The organism is Streptomyces sp. GLSS-08 (assembly GCF_056387915.1).
In genome coordinates this window covers 20,592-36,217 of the sequence record NZ_JBWJAQ010000033.1, presented here as the reverse complement: position 1 = coordinate 36,217, position 15,626 = coordinate 20,592, and the positions used below count along the sequence as shown (strand labels likewise).

Below are 15,626 nucleotides of genomic sequence, written 5' to 3'. Positions count from 1 at the left end.
AGTTGAAATCATGGCCCCAGGCGCCATGACCCGTTGGACGACGTCTCTCTCCGACGCCCGGCCGGTGTCCTTCTGGCTGGACGACCCGGGCAGACCCCGCCCCGAGCCCGCCCTCACCGGCGCCGAGACCTGCGACCTGCTCGTCGTCGGCGGCGGTTACAGCGGACTGTGGACCGCGCTCCTCGCCAAGGAGCGCGACCCGCGGCGCGAGGTGGTCCTGCTGGAGGGCCGCGAGGTGGGCTGGGCCGCCTCCGGCCGCAACGGCGGCTTCTGTGCCGCGTCCCTGACCCACGGCCTGTCGAACGGCCTCACCCGGTGGCCGGACGAGATCAGGAAGCTGGAGGAGCTGGGCGCCCGCAACCTCGACGAGATCGAGGCGGCCGTCGCCCGCTACTCCATCGACTGCGACTTCGAGCGCTCCGGCGAGATCGACGTCGCCACCGAGCCGTACCAGGCGGCCGAACTGCGTGAGTGGTACGAGGAGTTGCGGCGCGAGGGCCTCGCGGACGGCCTCGAGTACCTGGACGCCGACGCCGTACGGGAACAAGTCGACTCACCGACCTTCCTCGCGGGTCTGCACGACCGTCGCGGGGTCGCCATGCTCCACCCCGCGAAGCTCGCCTGGGGCCTCAAGCGCGCCTGCCGCGAGCTGGGCGTCCGCATCTACGAGCACACCCCCGCCCTCGCCCTGAAGCCGTACGGCGCCGGCATGGCCGTACGCACCCCCTACGGCTCCGTCCGGGCCCGCCGGGTCGCCCTCGGCACCAACATCTTCCCGAACCTGGTCAAGCGCGTACGCGCGTACACCGTCCCGGTCTACGACTACGCGCTGATGACCGAGCCGCTGACGGCCGACCAGCTGGCCTCCGTCGGCTGGAAGAACCGCCAGGGCCTCGGGGACTCGGCCAACCAGTTCCACTACTTCCGCCTCTCCGCCGACAACCGCGTCCTGTGGGGCGGTTACGACGCGATCTACCCGTACGGCGGCCGGGTGCGCGCCGAGTACGACGACCGCCCGGAGACGTACGCGAAGCTCGCCGGACACTTCTTCACCTGCTTCCCGCAGCTGCAGGGCGTCCGCTTCACCCACGCGTGGGGCGGCGCGATCGACACCTGCTCGCGCTTCTCCGCCTTCTTCGGCACCGCGCACCAGGGCCGGGTGGCGTACGCGGCGGGCTACACGGGGCTCGGCGTCGGCGCCACCCGCTTCGGCGCGGACGTCATGCTCGACCTGCTGGCGGGGGAGCGCACCGAGCGCACCGAGCTGGAGATGGTGCGCAGGAAGCCGCTGCCCTTCCCTCCGGAACCCTTCGCCTGGACCGGCATCGCCCTCACCAAGTGGTCCCTCGCGCGGGCGGACGCGCGGGGCGGGCGGCGCAATCTCTGGCTGAAGGCGATGGACAGGCTGGGTCTCGGTTTCGACAGCTGACCGAGCGGACGTCCCCCTGGTGACCCGGTTCGCCGGCGACAGGGAGCGGGAACCCGCGTAATGCCCGGCCCGGACCTCCCTCTCTCCCGTGACGCGACGGCGTCGACACGAGAGAGGGAGGTCTCGCCATGACAGGCGCCAGGGCGGCGGTCGAGTGGCTGGCATCCGCAGCACCGGACCCCGAGGCATGCCGCTGGGAGTGGGAGCGCAGCCTGAACGCAGTCGCGCTGCTGCCGGCGGGCAGGGTGTGGGACGTACTGATCCTGCCGGCCGGGCTGGGCCGTCCCACGCTCGACGTGCTGACCCGGGTGACCGGCCGGCCGGGTCCCGTGCTCGTCGACCTCCGGGACGCCCGGACGGGGTTCTTCGTCCCCGCGGGCACCGCGCAGCGCTGGCTCGGTACGGGGGTGCGCACAGCGGGCCGCGGCACCTGGATCGTGGTGCCGTACCCGGGGAGGCCGGCCGGCGGGGTGCGCTGGCTGGTCCCGCCGGACGGCTCGGGCACCCTCACCGATCCGGCGCTCCTGGAACTGGCCATGCACGAGGCGGCGGCGGGTCCGGCGAGCGGGGAGGGGCCCTGACCGCGGAGCCGGACCGGCCGGGATCGCGTCGAAGGTCTTGACAACGGAATTGGTCTGGACCAAGTTGGGCGCGCTTCACCCTCCAACTCCCCCTGCCCGGAGGCACTCGTGGACTCCACCGGACCCAACAGACCATTCGTGCGCCGACGCGGACTTCTCGCCGTGTGCACGGCCACCGTCCTGGCCGTCCCCGGCCTCACCGCCCTCTCGTCGACCGCCCGTGCGGCCGACGCGGACCTCGTCAGGAACGGCGGGTTCGAGGCGGGTCTGGACAACTGGACCTGCACGGCGGGCGGTACCGTCACCTCACCCGTGCGCAGCGGCACCTCGGCCCTGAAGGCGACCCCGGCGGGCAGCGACTACGCGCAGTGCTCCCAGACGGTCACCGTGAAGCCGGGCGCGCAGTACACCCTCACGGGTCACGTCCGCGGCAACTACGTCTACCTCGGCGCGAACGGCACGGGCACCACCGACGTCTCCGCCTGGACGCAGTCCGCGACCGACTGGCAGCAGCTCACCACCACCTTCCGCACCGGACCCTCCACCACCAGGGTCACCCTCTACACGCACGGCTGGTACGGCACCGGCGCCTACCACGCAGACGACATCTCCCTGGTCGGGCCGGGCGTCGACGCCGGGCAGCCGCCGGCCCCGCCCACCGGCCTGAAGACCGGCACCGTGACCGCGGGCAGCGTCGCCCTGTCCTGGTCCGCGGTCCCCGGCGCGACCGGGTACGCGGTCTACCGCGACGGGGTGAAGGCCCAGACGGTGAGCGGCACTTCGGTCACGGTGGCCGGTCTCTCACCCGCCACCGCGTACAGCTTCCAGGTGGCGGCCGTGAACGACGCGGGCGAGTCGGCGAAGTCGGCGGCCGTCACCGCGACGACCTCCCCGGGCTCCGGCGGCGGGGCCCCCGGCCTCCCCGCCCACGCCCTGGTCGGCTACCTCCACGCGAGCTTCGCCAACGGGGCCGGCTACACCCGCATGGCCGACGTCCCCGACAGCTGGGACGTCATCGACCTCGCCTTCGGCGAACCGACCTCCACCACCTCCGGCGACATCCGCTTCACCCGCTGCCCCGTCACCGAATGCCCGAACGTGGAGAGCGACGCCGAGTTCAAGGCCGCCATCAAAGCCAAGCAGGCGGCGGGCAAGAAGGTCCTGATCTCCATCGGCGGCCAGAACGGCCAGGTGCAGCTCACCACGACCGCCGCCCGCGACACCTTCGTCTCCTCGGTGTCGAAGATCATCGACGAGTACGGTCTCGACGGCCTGGACATCGACTTCGAGGGCCACTCCCTCTCCCTGAACGCGAACGACACGGACTTCAGGAACCCGACGACACCCGTGGTCGTCAACCTCGTCTCGGCGGTCAGGACCCTCAAGGCCAGGTACGGCTCCGGGTTCGTCCTGACGATGGCGCCCGAGACCTTCTTCGTCCAGCTCGGTCACCAGTACTACGGCACGGGCAAATGGGGCGGCCAGGACCCGCGCGCCGGCGCCTACCTCCCGGTCATCCACGCCCTGCGCGACGACCTCACGCTGCTGCACGTCCAGGACTACAACTCGGGCTCGATCATGGGTCTGGACAACCAGTACCACTCCATGGGCGGCGCGGACTTCCACATCGCGATGACCGACATGCTGCTGACCGGCTTCACGGTCGCGGGCGACCCGAACAACGTCTTCCCGCCGCTGCGCCCCGACCAGATCGCGATCGGCATGCCGGCGACCACGAACGCGGGCAACGGCCACGTCTCCCCGGCCGAGGTCACCAAGACCCTCGACTGCCTGACGAAGAAGACCGACTGCGGCTCGTACACCCCTCACGGCACCTGGCCGGCGCTTCGCGGCCTGATGACGTGGTCGGTCAACTGGGACCGGTTCGGCGGCTGGGAGTTCTCGCGGAACTTCGACGCGTACTTCGGCTGAGGAACATCGCCGGCCCCGTCAGCAGCAGCGCGCTCAGGCACCAGCTCGCCAGGACGTCCAGGGGCCAGTGGTAGCCGCGGGCGACCAGGCCGGTGGCCACCGCCAGGTTCAGGGCGAGGCAGCCGGCGACCAGGGTGCGGCGGGCCGCCGCGGAGGGCAGCCGTGGGAGGAGGAGCAGGGTCGCGGCGCCGTACGCCACGGCGGCGGTCGCCGTGTGGCCCGAGGGGAAGAAGCCCGTGCCCGGGCCCATGACCGGTGGGCCCGGGCGGGCGATCAGTTCCTTCAGCGGCACGATCACGGCCGGCACGGCGGCCATCAGGACGGCGGCAGCGACGGACGGCAGCCACCAGCGGTCGGCGCCGGCCCGGCGGGAACAGTGGGCCGCGAGGACGAGGGCGACGACCAGGACCGGGACGGCGACCGTGATGTTGCCGAGGTCGGCGAGGAGTTCGAACCAGCGGTTCGGGTGGACGACGGCGTCGCTGAGGCGTTCGTCCGCGCGGGCGAGGGGGCCGTGGGCCGCGACCTGCCAGGTGATCAGCGCGAGAAGGAGGGCCGGAAGGCCGAGGAGGAAGGTCGGCCACCCCGGAACAGGGGGGGTGGTTCCGGGGTGGCCGTCCGGATCGGGATGCCGCGCGCCCCGGGGGGTTTGGGGCGGGCGGCCGTCCGATCGGTGAGGAGTGGAGCCAAAAGCTCCGGGTGTGTGCGCGAGGGCACGACCAGGGCGAAGCTGGGGAGGCCCCGACCCGGCGTCGCCCACAGTCCCCTGTGGGCGGGGTGTATCTCTCATCTGGGCCAAACCTACGACAGCGGATGTGGCTCCGACAGCCACATGCGCGTCCCGCCATCCACCTCGCACACGTTCTTCACACGCTCCGACCCCCGGCGCCCCCGCCCGGAACCGAACCGGAATCCGGGGCGGGGGCAGGTCCGCCCCGGGGGCCGGGGCGGGCGGGATCTCAGATGCGGGCGAAGGCCTGCTCGATGATGTCGAGGCCCTCGTTCAGGAGGTCCTCGCCGATGACCAGCGGGGGCAGGAAGCGGAGGACGTTGCCGTAGGTGCCACAGGTCAGGACCAGCAGGCCCTCCTGGTGGCAGGCCCTGGCGAGCGCCGCCGTGGCCGCCGGGTTCGGCTCCTTGGTGCCGCGGTCCTGCACCAGCTCGATGGCGATCATGCCGCCACGCCCGCGGACGTCGCCGATGATGTCGAACTTCTCGGCCATCGCGCCCAGCCGGGCCTTCATGACGGCCTCGATGTTCTTCGCCCGCGCGTTGAGGTCGAGCTCCTTCATCGTCTCGATCGCGCCGAGCGCGCCCGCGCAGGCGACCGGGTTGCCGCCGTAGGTGCCGCCCAGACCGCCCGCGTGCGCGGCGTCCATGATCTCGGCGCGGCCGGTGACGGCGGCCAGCGGCAGGCCGCCCGCGATGCCCTTGGCGGTGGTGATCAGGTCCGGGACGATGCCCTCGTCCTCGCAGGCGAACCACTGGCCGGTGCGGCAGAAGCCGGACTGGATCTCGTCCGCCACGAACACGATGCCGTTGTCCTTGGCGAACTTGCTGATGGCCGGCAGGAAGCCCTTCGCGGGCTCGATGAAGCCGCCCTCGCCGAGCACCGGCTCGATGATGATCGCGGCGACGTTCTCGGCGCCGATCTGCTTGTTGATCATGTCGATGGCCTGGGCGGACGCCTCGGCACCGGCGTTCTCGGGGCCGGTCAGCCAGCGGTAGCCGTACGCCACCGGCACGCGGTAGACCTCGGGCGCGAACGGGCCGAAGCCGTGCTTGTACGGCATGTTCTTGGCGGTCAGCGCCATCGTCAGGTTGGTGCGGCCGTGGTAGCCGTGGTCGAAGACGACGACGGCCTGGCGCCTGGTGTACGCACGCGCGATCTTGACCGCGTTCTCGACGGCCTCGGCACCCGAGTTGAACAGCGCCGACTTCTTGGCGTGGTCGCCCGGGGTCAGCTCCGCCAGCGCCTCGGCGACGGCGACGTACCCCTCGTACGGCGTGACCATGAAACAGGTGTGGGTGAAGTCCTGGAGCTGGGCGGAGGCCCGGCGCACGACGGCCTCGGCGGACGCGCCGACGGAGGTGACCGCGATGCCGGAACCGAAGTCGATCAGGCGGTTGCCGTCGACGTCCTCGATGATCCCGCCGCCGGCGCGCGTGGTGAAGACCGGCAGCACCGAGCCCACACCGGCCGCGACCGCGGCGGTACGGCGGGCCTGCAGCTCCTGCGACTTCGGGCCGGGGATGGCGGTGACGACGCGGCGCTCCTGCGGAAGTGCGGTCATGAGGGGCTCCCTGAAGATCTTGCGAACCGGGGGTTCCGGCGAGCCGGGGGTTTCCGGGCGGGGGTGTTTTCGGACGCTTCTTCGCAGGCTAGGGCCGGGGCAGGGGGCTCGGCATGCTCCATGTGGGCGGTGTCGGGGGATTCCCTTGTCCGCCGTGGACATAGCAGTGCCGACGGTCCGCCCGGTCGGGCCCTGGCGGTCCGCCCGGTCAGGCCCGACGGCCCGCTCGGCCAAGTCCTTTCGGCTCCGGCCGCGTAAGCGGTGAACTCCCCGCGCAGGGGCACTAGATTGACCCGCGTACGGGGCACGGAGCGGCTGGTCAGGGGGCAAGGGCGATGGACGGCGACGGCACGCAGGACGCACGGGGCACGCACGCCGGTCCGGTGCCGCGCCCGGCGGGGCCACCCGCGGTGCCCGCGACCCCGCCCCCGGCGCGGCCGCCCGCCCCCGCGGCACCACCCCGGCCCGCCCGCGCGCCGGGCCTGCCGCCACTGCCGGACGGGTCCGACTTCCTGGCGTGGCTGCGGACGTCGCGTCCCGAGGCCGCGCCGGGCGTGTGGCGGTTCGGGCACCGGCCGCGGCCGGAGGAGGAGCCCGAGGCCGTGCCGGCCCGACAGCTCCTCAGCGGCGCGCTGATCGCCTTCCTCGTCGGCTGGCTGATCTGGTCGCTGCTGTGGAACGGCTACCTCGGCGGCTGGTGGCTGCTCCCGCTGTACGCGATGATTCCGGACTCCTGGGCCGAGCCCCACAGCTTCGGGGCCGTCGTGGTCGTCTACGCCTACTACGCCGCCGTCGCCCTGGCGATCATGATCGGCGTCGGGCGGCTCGGCCGCTGGAGTGAGGTGTGGCGACGCTACGGACTGCCCGCCTGGCGCCGCACGGCACCCGCGAACGAACGGCCGCCCGCCCCCGAGGACGACCCCGCCCAGTGGAACCGGCTCCGCGCCGCCGGGGCCGCGGACGCCGCCGACCGGCTCGCCGCCGAGGCCCGCGCCGGCCTCATGCGGGACGTCGACCACGCCCGCATCGCCCGCGCCTGGCAGGGCGTGCAGAACGGCCGCCACAGCCTCGCCACCTTCACCGCAGCCGTGCTCAAGGACGGCTCCGCCGCCTGCCTGCACCCCTCCGGCGACCGCGACCTGCCCGGCCGGCACGCCCGGCACGACCTGCTCACCGGGCAGGTACGGCTCGGCGCCACCGCCGACGACCCCCGCAACCCCTACGCCTACCGTGCCACCGGCCTAGCCCTCGGACCCGACCTCCTCGGCACCTCACTGCTCGCCGTCGGCCCCGCCGGCTCGGGCAAGACCGGCGGTGTCGTCTGGCCGCTCGCCGAGTCGCTGTGCCTGCACGCGCTCGCCGGACGGGCCGCCGTCGTGGTGGTCGGCGCGGCCGGCGCCGGGCTCGGAGCCGCCGACGCGTACGACGTCGTCGTGCGGGTCGGCAACCCCGAGTCCGTCTACGACCTCGACCTCTACGGCGGGACCACCGACCCCGACGAGGCCGCCGCCGTCCTCGCCGAGGCGCTCGTCGGCGACCTCGCCGACCCGCACCCCTCCGGCGACAGCCGGCGGTCCACCACCGTCCTCGCCCAGCTCCTCGGCCCGTACCGCGCCGTCCACGGCCGCTTCCCCTCCGTACCGGAACTGCGGCAGCTCCTCGACGGCTCACCCGGCCCGCTCGCCGCGCTGCGCAGCGGCCTCGAGGACGCCGGACAGGCCTCGCTGCTGCGCGAACTCGACGCCCGCGAGCGGCAGATGGGGCACCCCGGAGACGTGGGCGGCGTCCTGGCCGACCGTGTCGCACTGCTCGACCGGCCCGCCTTCGCCGGGTTCTTCGACACCTCGGGGCAGTCCCGGCCCTTCTCACTCCGCGCCCTCGACCACCCCGTCCGGGTGCGCATCGACCTGCCGCAGCGCGGGCACGCCGACGCCTCGCGGATCCTCGCGCGGCTCGTACTGGCCCAGTTCACCGCCAGCGTCGCCGTGCGCGAGGACCGCTCCCTGTTCGCCTGCCTCGTGCTCGACGACGCCACCGGCGTCGTCACCCCGGAAGCCGTCCGCGGCATCCAGCGGCTGCGCTCCGCCAACGCGGGCACCGTCCTGACCCTGCGCACCCTCGACGACGTGCCCCGGGCGCTGCGCAGTCCGCTGCTCGGCGCGATCGGCTGCCGGATGGCGCTCTCCGGACTCACCCCCTGGGACGGCCAGGACTTCGCCGAGGTCTGGGGCAAGGAGTGGACCGAGACCCGGGACGTCACCGACCGGCAGATCATCGCCGAGACCCCGGCCGGGAAGGCCGTCCACATGCTGCGCCGGGTGATCACCGGGAACGCGCCGACCGCACGCGCCGTCACCGTGCGCCAGGTCGAGCGGGAGCGGTGGTCGGCGTCCGAACTGGCGCACGGGGTGCCCCCGGGGCACGCGGTGCTCTCCCTCACCAGCGTGAAGGGCGAGCACGCGCCGCCGCTGCTGGTGGATCTGCGCGGCTGAAACGAGAGCGCGGGACACCCCTACGGTGAGGCAGAATCGGCGTAGGCCCTTCGTACGAAGCGGCCAAAAGATCACCCGGTCGACCGCTCGCGCGTCCGCCTCAGACCTGAAGGTCCCATGCCCCCCACGCTCGCCTCCCTCGTCCACCACTCCGCGCTCAAGCTGACCGTGCGGGCGGGCGAGGGACGCCTGGACGTGCCCGTCCGCTGGGCGCACGTCAGCGAGCTCGCCGACCCCGTGCCGTACATGGAGGGCGGGGAGCTGCTGCTGATCACCGCGCTCAAACTGGACGCCGAGGATCCCGACGCCATGCGGCGGTACGTGAAGCGGCTGGCCGCGGCGGGAGTCGTCGGCCTCGGCTTCGCCGTCGGGGTCAACTACGAGGAGATCCCCGGGGCCCTCGTCGACGCCGCCGAGCAGGAGGGCCTCCCGCTCCTGGAGGTGCCCCGCCGCACGCCGTTCCTCGCCATCAGCAAGGCCGTCTCCGCCGCGATCGCCGCCGACCAGTACCGCGCCGTCACCGCCGGGTTCGCCGCCCAGCGCGAGCTGACCAAGAAGGCGCTGCACGACGGCCCCGAGAAGCTGCTCGCCGCGCTCGCGGGGCAGGTCGACGGGTGGGCCGCGCTGTACGACGCGTCCGGTGCCGTCGTCGCCGCCGCGCCCGAGTGGGCCGGGCGCCGGGCCGCGCGCATCACCGCCGACGTCGAGCGGCTGCGGGAGCGGGCCGCGCCGGCGAGTTCCGTCGTCGGCGGACCTGACGGCGAGGACCGGATCGAGCTGCACTCCCTCGGTACCGGGCGGCGGGCCCGCGCCGCGCTCGCCGTCGGGACGGCCGCCGCCCTCGGCACCGCCGAGCGGTACGCCGTCCACTCCGCGATCGCCCTGCTCACCCTCACCACCGAACGGTCCCGGTCGCTGCACGCGGCCGAGCAGCGGATCGGGGCGGCCGTCCTGCGGATGCTCCTCGCCGGGGAGTCCGACCACGCGCGGGCCGTCGCCGGGGACCTGTACGGGGAGCTTCTCGACGCGCCCTTCCGGCTGATCCTCGCCGAGTCGGCGTCCGCGTCGGCGGGGCGGGCGCATGCCGACGGGCGCGGGCACGGGCGGGAGCACAAGCACGGGCCCGAGCCCGGCCGCGGGCTCGGCGCCGCGAAGGCGTCGGCCGCCAAGGCCGCGCTGCCCGACCCCCAGGGCGACCCGCTGGGTGGGCTCGCCGAGGTCGTCGAGTCCGCCGCCGCGCGGTCCGGGGAGTCCGTGCTGGTCGTGCCCGACGGGGAGCGGCTGGTGGTGCTCGCGGCGGACGGGGGCTCCGCGGTGGCGGCCTGCCAGGAGTACGCCGAGGTGCTGGAGGCCGCGCGGGCCGCGGGGCGGGAGCAGCCCGTGCGGGACGAGGGGGAACTGGTCGTGGGGCTGTCGGCGCCGGCCGGGCCGATCGCCGCGCGGGCGGCCTACAAGCAGGCCGAGCAGGCCCTGTCCGTGGCCCGGCGGCGGGGGCGTTCCCTCGTCGAGCACGAGGAGGTGGCCGCGGGGTCCGTGGTGCCGCTGCTCGCGGACGACGCGGTGCGGGCGTTCGCGGACGGGCTGCTGCGGGCGCTGCGCGAGCACGACGCGACCGGGCGGGGGGACCTGGTGGCGTCCCTGCGGGCGTGGCTGTCGCGGCACGGTCAGTGGGACGCGGCCGCCGCCGACCTGGGGGTGCACCGGCACACGCTGCGGTACCGCATGCGGCGGGTCGAGGAGATCCTGGGGCGCTCGCTGGACGATCCGGACGTCCGGATGGAGCTGTGGCTGGCGCTGAAGGCGACGGCGGTGGGGGAGTAGGGCGGGGGGCGGGCTCACGTCGGGCGCCTCGGCTGCGGAGGGTCGGTGGGTGGGTCGCCCATGCTCCGGTGGGTGGGTGGGTCGGGGCCGCGCCGGTACATCCGCCCGTTGCATGTCGGGCGGGCGGCTTGGTGACGGGGGTGGCGTGTTCCTGCCCGACCTGCAACGGGCATCTGATGTACCGGCACGGCCCCTTCTGTCCGAGCGCGGGTGCGGGTCGTGCCTGTTGCGCTGCGGGCAGGCGCCGCCACGGCACGGCCCCTCCGGTGGGAGGGCGGGTGCGGGTCGTACCTGTGCGGTACCTGCGGGCGCCGGGCCACTCCGGCATGCGTGCCGCTGGGGGAGGGCGGGGCAAGTGGCGCCGGTTGCGGTCCGGGTGCCGGACGGCGTTGGCCGTAGCGGAGTGGGGGGCGGGGGCAGTGCTCCGGGGTGGACAAGCGGAACCGTGGGGTTCCGGCCCTACCGTGGGGGCCGTAAGACACGGACACACCAACCTCGGAAGGGCCGGGACTCGACTATGACTTCCACCCACGCCTTCTGGCTCGCCGGCCGCCAGGCCACCGGCGAGACCACCTTCGACGTCACGTCGCCCTGGGACGGGCAGCTGGTGGGGAAGGTCAGCGTGCCGACCGAGGCCCAGGTCGAGGAGGCCGTCGCCGCCGCGTACGCCGTGCGCGACGAGTTCGCCGCGACCCCCGCCCACGTACGCGCCGCCGCCCTCGACCACGTGAGCAGGCGCCTCGTGGAGCGCACCGAGGAGATCGCGCAGCTCATCTCCGCCGAGAACGGCAAGCCGATCAAGTGGGCCCGCGGCGAGGTCGGCCGCGCGGTGTCCGTGTTCCGGTTCGCGGCCGAGGAGGCCCGCCGCTTCAACGGCGGCGAGGCCCAGCGGCTCGACACCGACGCCGGCGGCCAGGGCCGGCTCGCACTGACCCGCCGCTTCCCCAAGGGTGTCGTCCTCGGCATCGCGCCGTTCAACTTCCCGCTCAACCTGTGCGCGCACAAGGTCGCCCCGGCCATCGCGGCCGGCGCCCCGATCATCCTGAAGCCCGCGCCCGCGACCCCGCTGTCCGGCCTGATCATCGGCGACCTGCTCGCCGAGACCGAGCTGCCCGCCGGCTCGTGGAGCATCCTGCCGGTCGCCAACGACCGGATGCCCGCGCTGGTGCAGGACGAGCGGCTGCCCGTCATCTCCTTCACCGGGTCCGAGAAGGTCGGTTACGCGATCATGGACTCGGTGCCGCGCAAGCACTGCACGCTGGAGCTCGGCGGCAACGGCGCGGCCGTGGTGCTCGCCGACTTCGCGAGTGACGAGGACCTGGACTGGGCGGCGACCCGTATCGCCACCTTCTCCAACTACCAGGGCGGCCAGTCCTGCATCTCGGTGCAGCGCGTGATCGCCGACGCCTCGGTGTACGAGCGGCTGCTGCCGCGGATCGTCGCCGCCGTCGAGGCCCAGGTCACCGGTGACCCGTCGGACGCCCTGACCGACGTCGGGCCGCTGGTCAGCGAGGACGCGGCCCGTCGCGTCGAGTCCTGGGTCGACGAGGCCGTCGCCTCCGGAGCCACGCTGCTCACGGGCGGCAAGCGGGACGGCGCCTCGTACGCGCCGACCGTCCTCGCCGACGTCCCGGCGGACGCGACCCTGTCCTGCGAAGAGGTCTTCGGACCGGTCCTCACCGTGCAGAAGGTGACCGGCGAGGCCGAGGCCTTCGCCGCCGTCAACAACTCCAAGTACGGCCTGCAGGCCGGGGTGTTCACGCACGACCTGCAGACCGCCTTCCGCGCCCACCGGGCGCTGGAGGTCGGCGGAGTCGTGGTCGGCGACGTGCCCTCCTACCGTGCCGACCAGATGCCGTACGGCGGCGTGAAGCAGTCCGGCGTCGGCCGCGAGGGTGTGCGGTACGCGATGGACGACTACACGTACGAGCGCGTGCTGGTCCTGACGGGCCTCGCGCTGTAGGACCGCTCGGAACCGGCGGCCGGAGCCCACTGTGCGGGGGCTCCGGCCTTTGCCGTGGGTCGAGGGGCCCGGCATCCGTGATGCCGGGCCCCTCGCGCCGGCCTGTCCGGACCCTCAGCCGGAGAAGCCGACGTGCGCGAGCCGCAGCGTGCCGCGCAGTCGCAGGCGGACGTCGTGCACACCGTCGGCGGCGAACACGGCGCGGACGGTGGTGTAGTCGTACGGGCCCTTCGTGGCCGCCGGTGTCAGGGTCGCCAGCACCGGGCCGTCGTCCAGGGAGACGTCCACGGTGCCCTCGCCCGCCACCTCCGCGGTGAGCGCGCCGACGCCGGCACCGAAGTCGCAGGCGCGGTACAGCAGTTCGCCCGTGCCGCCGCCCGCCGGCGTCACCGCGTCGCCCGCCGTCCTGGTGCGGTCGACGATCTCGGCCGCCCGCTGCTCGTCGAAGTCGGCGGCGTTGAGGCCGCGTTCCCGCACCGGGCGCGGTCCGGCGGCCTCGCCGATGAGTTCGACGGTCGCGCGCAGCCGGACGTCCTCGCTGGACGCGCCCGCGAGCAGTTCGTACGCACCCGGCTCCAGTCGCCACCTGCCGTGCGCCACGTCCCAGAACTCGAAGACGGACAGCGGGAGTTCGAAGGACAGCTCCGCGGAGGAGCCGGGGGCCAGGCGGACGCGGCGGTACCCGGCCAGTTCGCGGCGGGGGCGGGGTACGGACGGGTCGACGGCACGGACGTAGAGCTGGGCGACCTCGTCGGCCGCCACCGCACCGGTGTTGGTGACGGCGAAGGAGACCCGTACCCGTTCCTCGTCGGCAAGGAACCGCAGGTCCGTGTAGCCGAACGACGTGTACGACAGTCCGTGCCCGAACGGGAACAGCGGGGTGCCCTCGAAGTACAGGTACGTCTGGCGGCCGCCGATCACGTCGTAGTCGAGGAGGTCCGGCAGGTCCTCGTCCGCGGCGTACCAGGTCTGCGGGAGGCGGCCCGCGGGCGAGACGTCCCCCGCCAGGACGCGGGCCAGCGCGGTGCCCGCGGCCTGGCCGCCGTGCGCGGTCCACAGGACGGCCGGGAGGTCCGCGGGGTCCACGGCGTACGGATAGGAGCTGACGAGGGCCAGCACGGTGCGCGGGTTCGCGGTGCGGGCCGCCCGCAGCAGGCGTTCCTGGTGCCCGGGCAGGCGCAGGGTCGTCCGGTCCTCCGTCTCGCGCCCGTTGATGTGCGGGTCGTTGCCGGCGGCGACGATGACCACGTCGGCGCCGGCCGCGGCGCGGGCCACCGCGTCCTCGCCGCGCTCGGTGACCTCCAGCTCGAAGATCTCCCCGTCCCGCTCGGCAACCTGCACGCCGTCGGCGGCGACAGAGACGTACCTGCCCGTCCCCAGGTGCTTGAGGAGGTGACCGTTCCCGTGGGTCGCGGAGGGTTCGAGGCGGAACGTCTCCTGGACGACCCAGCCGCCGGGCTGGTCAGCGGCGGCGCGGACGAAGCCGTCCTCGGCCACCGAGAGGTAGCGGCCGTCGGGCGCGCGCAGGGTCAGTACGCCGTCGCCCCAGTCGGCCAGCGCGAGTTCGCTGCCCCGGGCGTCGGTGGTGAGCGGGGGCAGGTCCGTGCGGCCCGCGAGGAGCGCCGGGTCCAGCGCGCCCTCGGCGCCGCGCACCTCCTCGGCCGCGTCCTGGGCCGCGGGCACGCTCAGGTACGCGCCGGACGACGTCCGCAGCCGTACCCGGTCCACGCCCTCGGCGAAGGTGACGCGGTCGGCGCCGAAGCGCTCGTAGAGGCCCTCCAGGGGCGTCGAACGGTGGAGGAGCGTGCCGCTGTACCAGTCGAGCTTGCACTCGTCGGCGAGGAGACCGACGACCGCGACGCGGGTGTGCTCGCCGAGCGGCAGCAGGCCGTCGTTCTTCAGCAGGACGACGGCCTGCTCGGCCGCTTCCGCCGCGAGCGCGCGGTGGGCCGGGGTGTCGAAGTCCTCCGTGCCGGCGTACGGGTCCGACCGCGGGTCGAACTCGCCGAGCCGGAACCGGACCGAGAGCTGCCTGCGGACCGCCGCGTCGATGTCGTCCTCGCTCAACAGGCCCTGGTCGAGGGCCCCGTGAAGGCGGGCGACGATCTGCGAGCTGTCCGTGCCGTGGTCCGTGAAGCTGTCGACCCCGGCGCGGACCGCGGCCGCGGTCGCCTCCTCGTGGGTGTCGAAGTAGTGCTCGGAGTCGACCAGGTTGGAGGGCGCGCCCGCGTCCGAGCAGACGAGCAGCTCCTGCTCCGTCCAGGCACGCAGGTGCTCGCGCAGGTACGGCGAGACGTGGTTGGGGCGGCCGTTGACCAGGTTGTAGGCGGGCATCACCCCGGCCACCGCGCCCGCCTCGACCGTCTCGCGGAAGGCCCGCAGGTCGTACTCGTGCAGCACGCGCGGGCGCACCGACGAGGACGAGGTGTCCCGGTGCGTCTCGTTGTTGTGGGACAGCCAGTGCTTGAGGACCGGGGCCGTGCGCCAGTACGTGGGATGGTCGCCGCGCAGGCCGCGGGTGTAGGCCGTCGCGATCGCCGAGGTCAGCTTCGGGTCCTCGGAGTAGCCCTCCTCGTTGCGTCCCCACAGCGGGTGGCGCAGCAGGTTGACCGTGGGCGACCAGACGTTGAGGCCGACGCGGTCGTCGTGGGCGCGCATCGCGCGTGCCTCGGCCGAGACCGCCTCGCCGACCCGGTGCACGAGGTCGTCGTTCCAGGTCGCGCCGAGCCCTACTGCTTGCGGGAACACGGTCGCCGGCCCCATCCACGCCACTCCGTGCAGGGCCTCCTGGCCGGTGCGGAAGGCGGCGACACCGAGGCGCTCGACCGGCGGCCCGAACTGGTGCAGGAACGCGATGCGTTCGTCGCGGGTGAGCCGCGCCAGCAGATCGTCGATGCGCTTCGCGAACGGCAGCCGCGGATCGCGGAAGGACGGCGTGGAAGGCGGGTGTGCGGTCACGTGGTGATCCCTTTGCGGTGGAGCGACGGGGCGCTTTCGAAGCGCTTCGATGCTCATTCGGGCAAGGGGTGGGTGTCAAGACACCGGAACGCGCGAACTCCGTTCTCCGACCGGCATTTCAGGCGCCGCACGAGACCGGTCGAGTCCTCTGGGTCG

General features: G+C 73.8%; 9 protein-coding genes. 6 read left to right on the top strand and 3 right to left on the bottom strand.

Annotation, left to right across the window (positions count from 1 at the left end; translation table 11 throughout):
• The first annotated feature begins 10 nt into the window (after positions 1 to 10).
• From AC0ZLC_RS32910 to AC0ZLC_RS32900, 3 genes are all read left to right on the top strand, one after another.
• A complete protein-coding gene (locus AC0ZLC_RS32910) occupies positions 11 to 1,429 on the top strand; it encodes an NAD(P)/FAD-dependent oxidoreductase (protein ID WP_476755599.1) in 1,419 nt (472 codons plus the stop codon).
• A 128-nt stretch (positions 1,430 to 1,557) separates the two neighbouring features.
• A complete protein-coding gene (locus AC0ZLC_RS32905; protein WP_476755598.1) occupies positions 1,558 to 2,010 on the top strand; it encodes a bifunctional DNA primase/polymerase in 453 nt (150 codons plus the stop codon).
• Positions 2,011 to 2,118: 108 nt separating this feature from the next.
• The gene (locus tag AC0ZLC_RS32900) at positions 2,119 to 3,942 is read left to right on the top strand and encodes a chitinase (protein WP_476755597.1); all 1,824 of its coding nucleotides are present in this window, start codon (positions 2,119 to 2,121) and stop codon (positions 3,940 to 3,942) included.
• Here the strand turns inward: AC0ZLC_RS32900 and AC0ZLC_RS32895 are convergent.
• Positions 3,881 to 4,732, bottom strand: coding sequence for a phosphatase PAP2 family protein (locus AC0ZLC_RS32895; protein ID WP_476755596.1), 852 nt, complete (start codon positions 4,730 to 4,732; stop codon positions 3,881 to 3,883). The two genes, AC0ZLC_RS32900 and AC0ZLC_RS32895, sit on opposite strands and share 62 nt — an antisense overlap.
• 169 nt (positions 4,733 to 4,901) lie before the next feature.
• Complete coding sequence (gabT, locus tag AC0ZLC_RS32890) at positions 4,902 to 6,236, bottom strand: 4-aminobutyrate--2-oxoglutarate transaminase (RefSeq protein WP_476755595.1); 1,335 nt, start codon at positions 6,234 to 6,236, stop codon at positions 4,902 to 4,904.
• A gap of 335 nt (positions 6,237 to 6,571) precedes the next feature.
• Here gabT and AC0ZLC_RS32885 point away from each other — a divergent pair, with 335 nt between their 5' ends.
• The 3 genes from AC0ZLC_RS32885 to AC0ZLC_RS32875 all read left to right on the top strand — a co-directional run bounded on the left by AC0ZLC_RS32885 (position 6,572) and on the right by AC0ZLC_RS32875 (position 12,512).
• Positions 6,572 to 8,728, top strand: coding sequence for an ATP-binding protein (locus tag AC0ZLC_RS32885; protein WP_476755594.1), 2,157 nt, complete (start codon positions 6,572 to 6,574; stop codon positions 8,726 to 8,728).
• A 117-nt stretch (positions 8,729 to 8,845) separates the two neighbouring features.
• Positions 8,846 to 10,549 (top strand): PucR family transcriptional regulator, encoded by a 1,704-nt coding sequence (locus tag AC0ZLC_RS32880; RefSeq protein ID WP_476755593.1) that lies wholly within the window; start codon positions 8,846 to 8,848, stop codon positions 10,547 to 10,549.
• Positions 10,550 to 11,066: 517 nt separating this feature from the next.
• The gene (locus AC0ZLC_RS32875; RefSeq protein ID WP_476755592.1) at positions 11,067 to 12,512 is read left to right on the top strand and encodes an aldehyde dehydrogenase family protein; all 1,446 of its coding nucleotides are present in this window, start codon (positions 11,067 to 11,069) and stop codon (positions 12,510 to 12,512) included.
• A 114-nt stretch (positions 12,513 to 12,626) separates the two neighbouring features.
• Here the strand turns inward: AC0ZLC_RS32875 and AC0ZLC_RS32870 are convergent, their stop codons facing one another.
• The gene (locus tag AC0ZLC_RS32870) at positions 12,627 to 15,470 is read right to left on the bottom strand and encodes a glycoside hydrolase family 3 C-terminal domain-containing protein (RefSeq protein ID WP_476755591.1); all 2,844 of its coding nucleotides are present in this window, start codon (positions 15,468 to 15,470) and stop codon (positions 12,627 to 12,629) included.
• Positions 15,471 to 15,626 lie beyond the last annotated feature (156 nt).

What these genes read in the sequence shown, in the direction of transcription:
- AC0ZLC_RS32880 (WP_476755593.1), top strand. Translation starts at nt 8,846, where the DNA reads ATGCCCCCCACGCTCGCCTCCCTCGTCCACCACTCCGCGCTCAAGCTG.
- AC0ZLC_RS32910 (WP_476755599.1), top strand. Translation starts at nt 11, where the DNA reads ATGGCCCCAGGCGCCATGACCCGTTGGACGACGTCTCTCTCCGACGCC.
- AC0ZLC_RS32895 (WP_476755596.1), bottom strand. Translation starts at nt 4,732, where the DNA reads ATGAGAGATACACCCCGCCCACAGGGGACTGTGGGCGACGCCGGGTCG.
- AC0ZLC_RS32905 (WP_476755598.1), top strand. Translation starts at nt 1,558, where the DNA reads ATGACAGGCGCCAGGGCGGCGGTCGAGTGGCTGGCATCCGCAGCACCG.
- AC0ZLC_RS32875 (WP_476755592.1), top strand. Translation starts at nt 11,067, where the DNA reads ATGACTTCCACCCACGCCTTCTGGCTCGCCGGCCGCCAGGCCACCGGC.
- AC0ZLC_RS32885 (WP_476755594.1), top strand. Translation starts at nt 6,572, where the DNA reads ATGGACGGCGACGGCACGCAGGACGCACGGGGCACGCACGCCGGTCCG.
- gabT (WP_476755595.1), bottom strand. Translation starts at nt 6,236, where the DNA reads ATGACCGCACTTCCGCAGGAGCGCCGCGTCGTCACCGCCATCCCCGGC.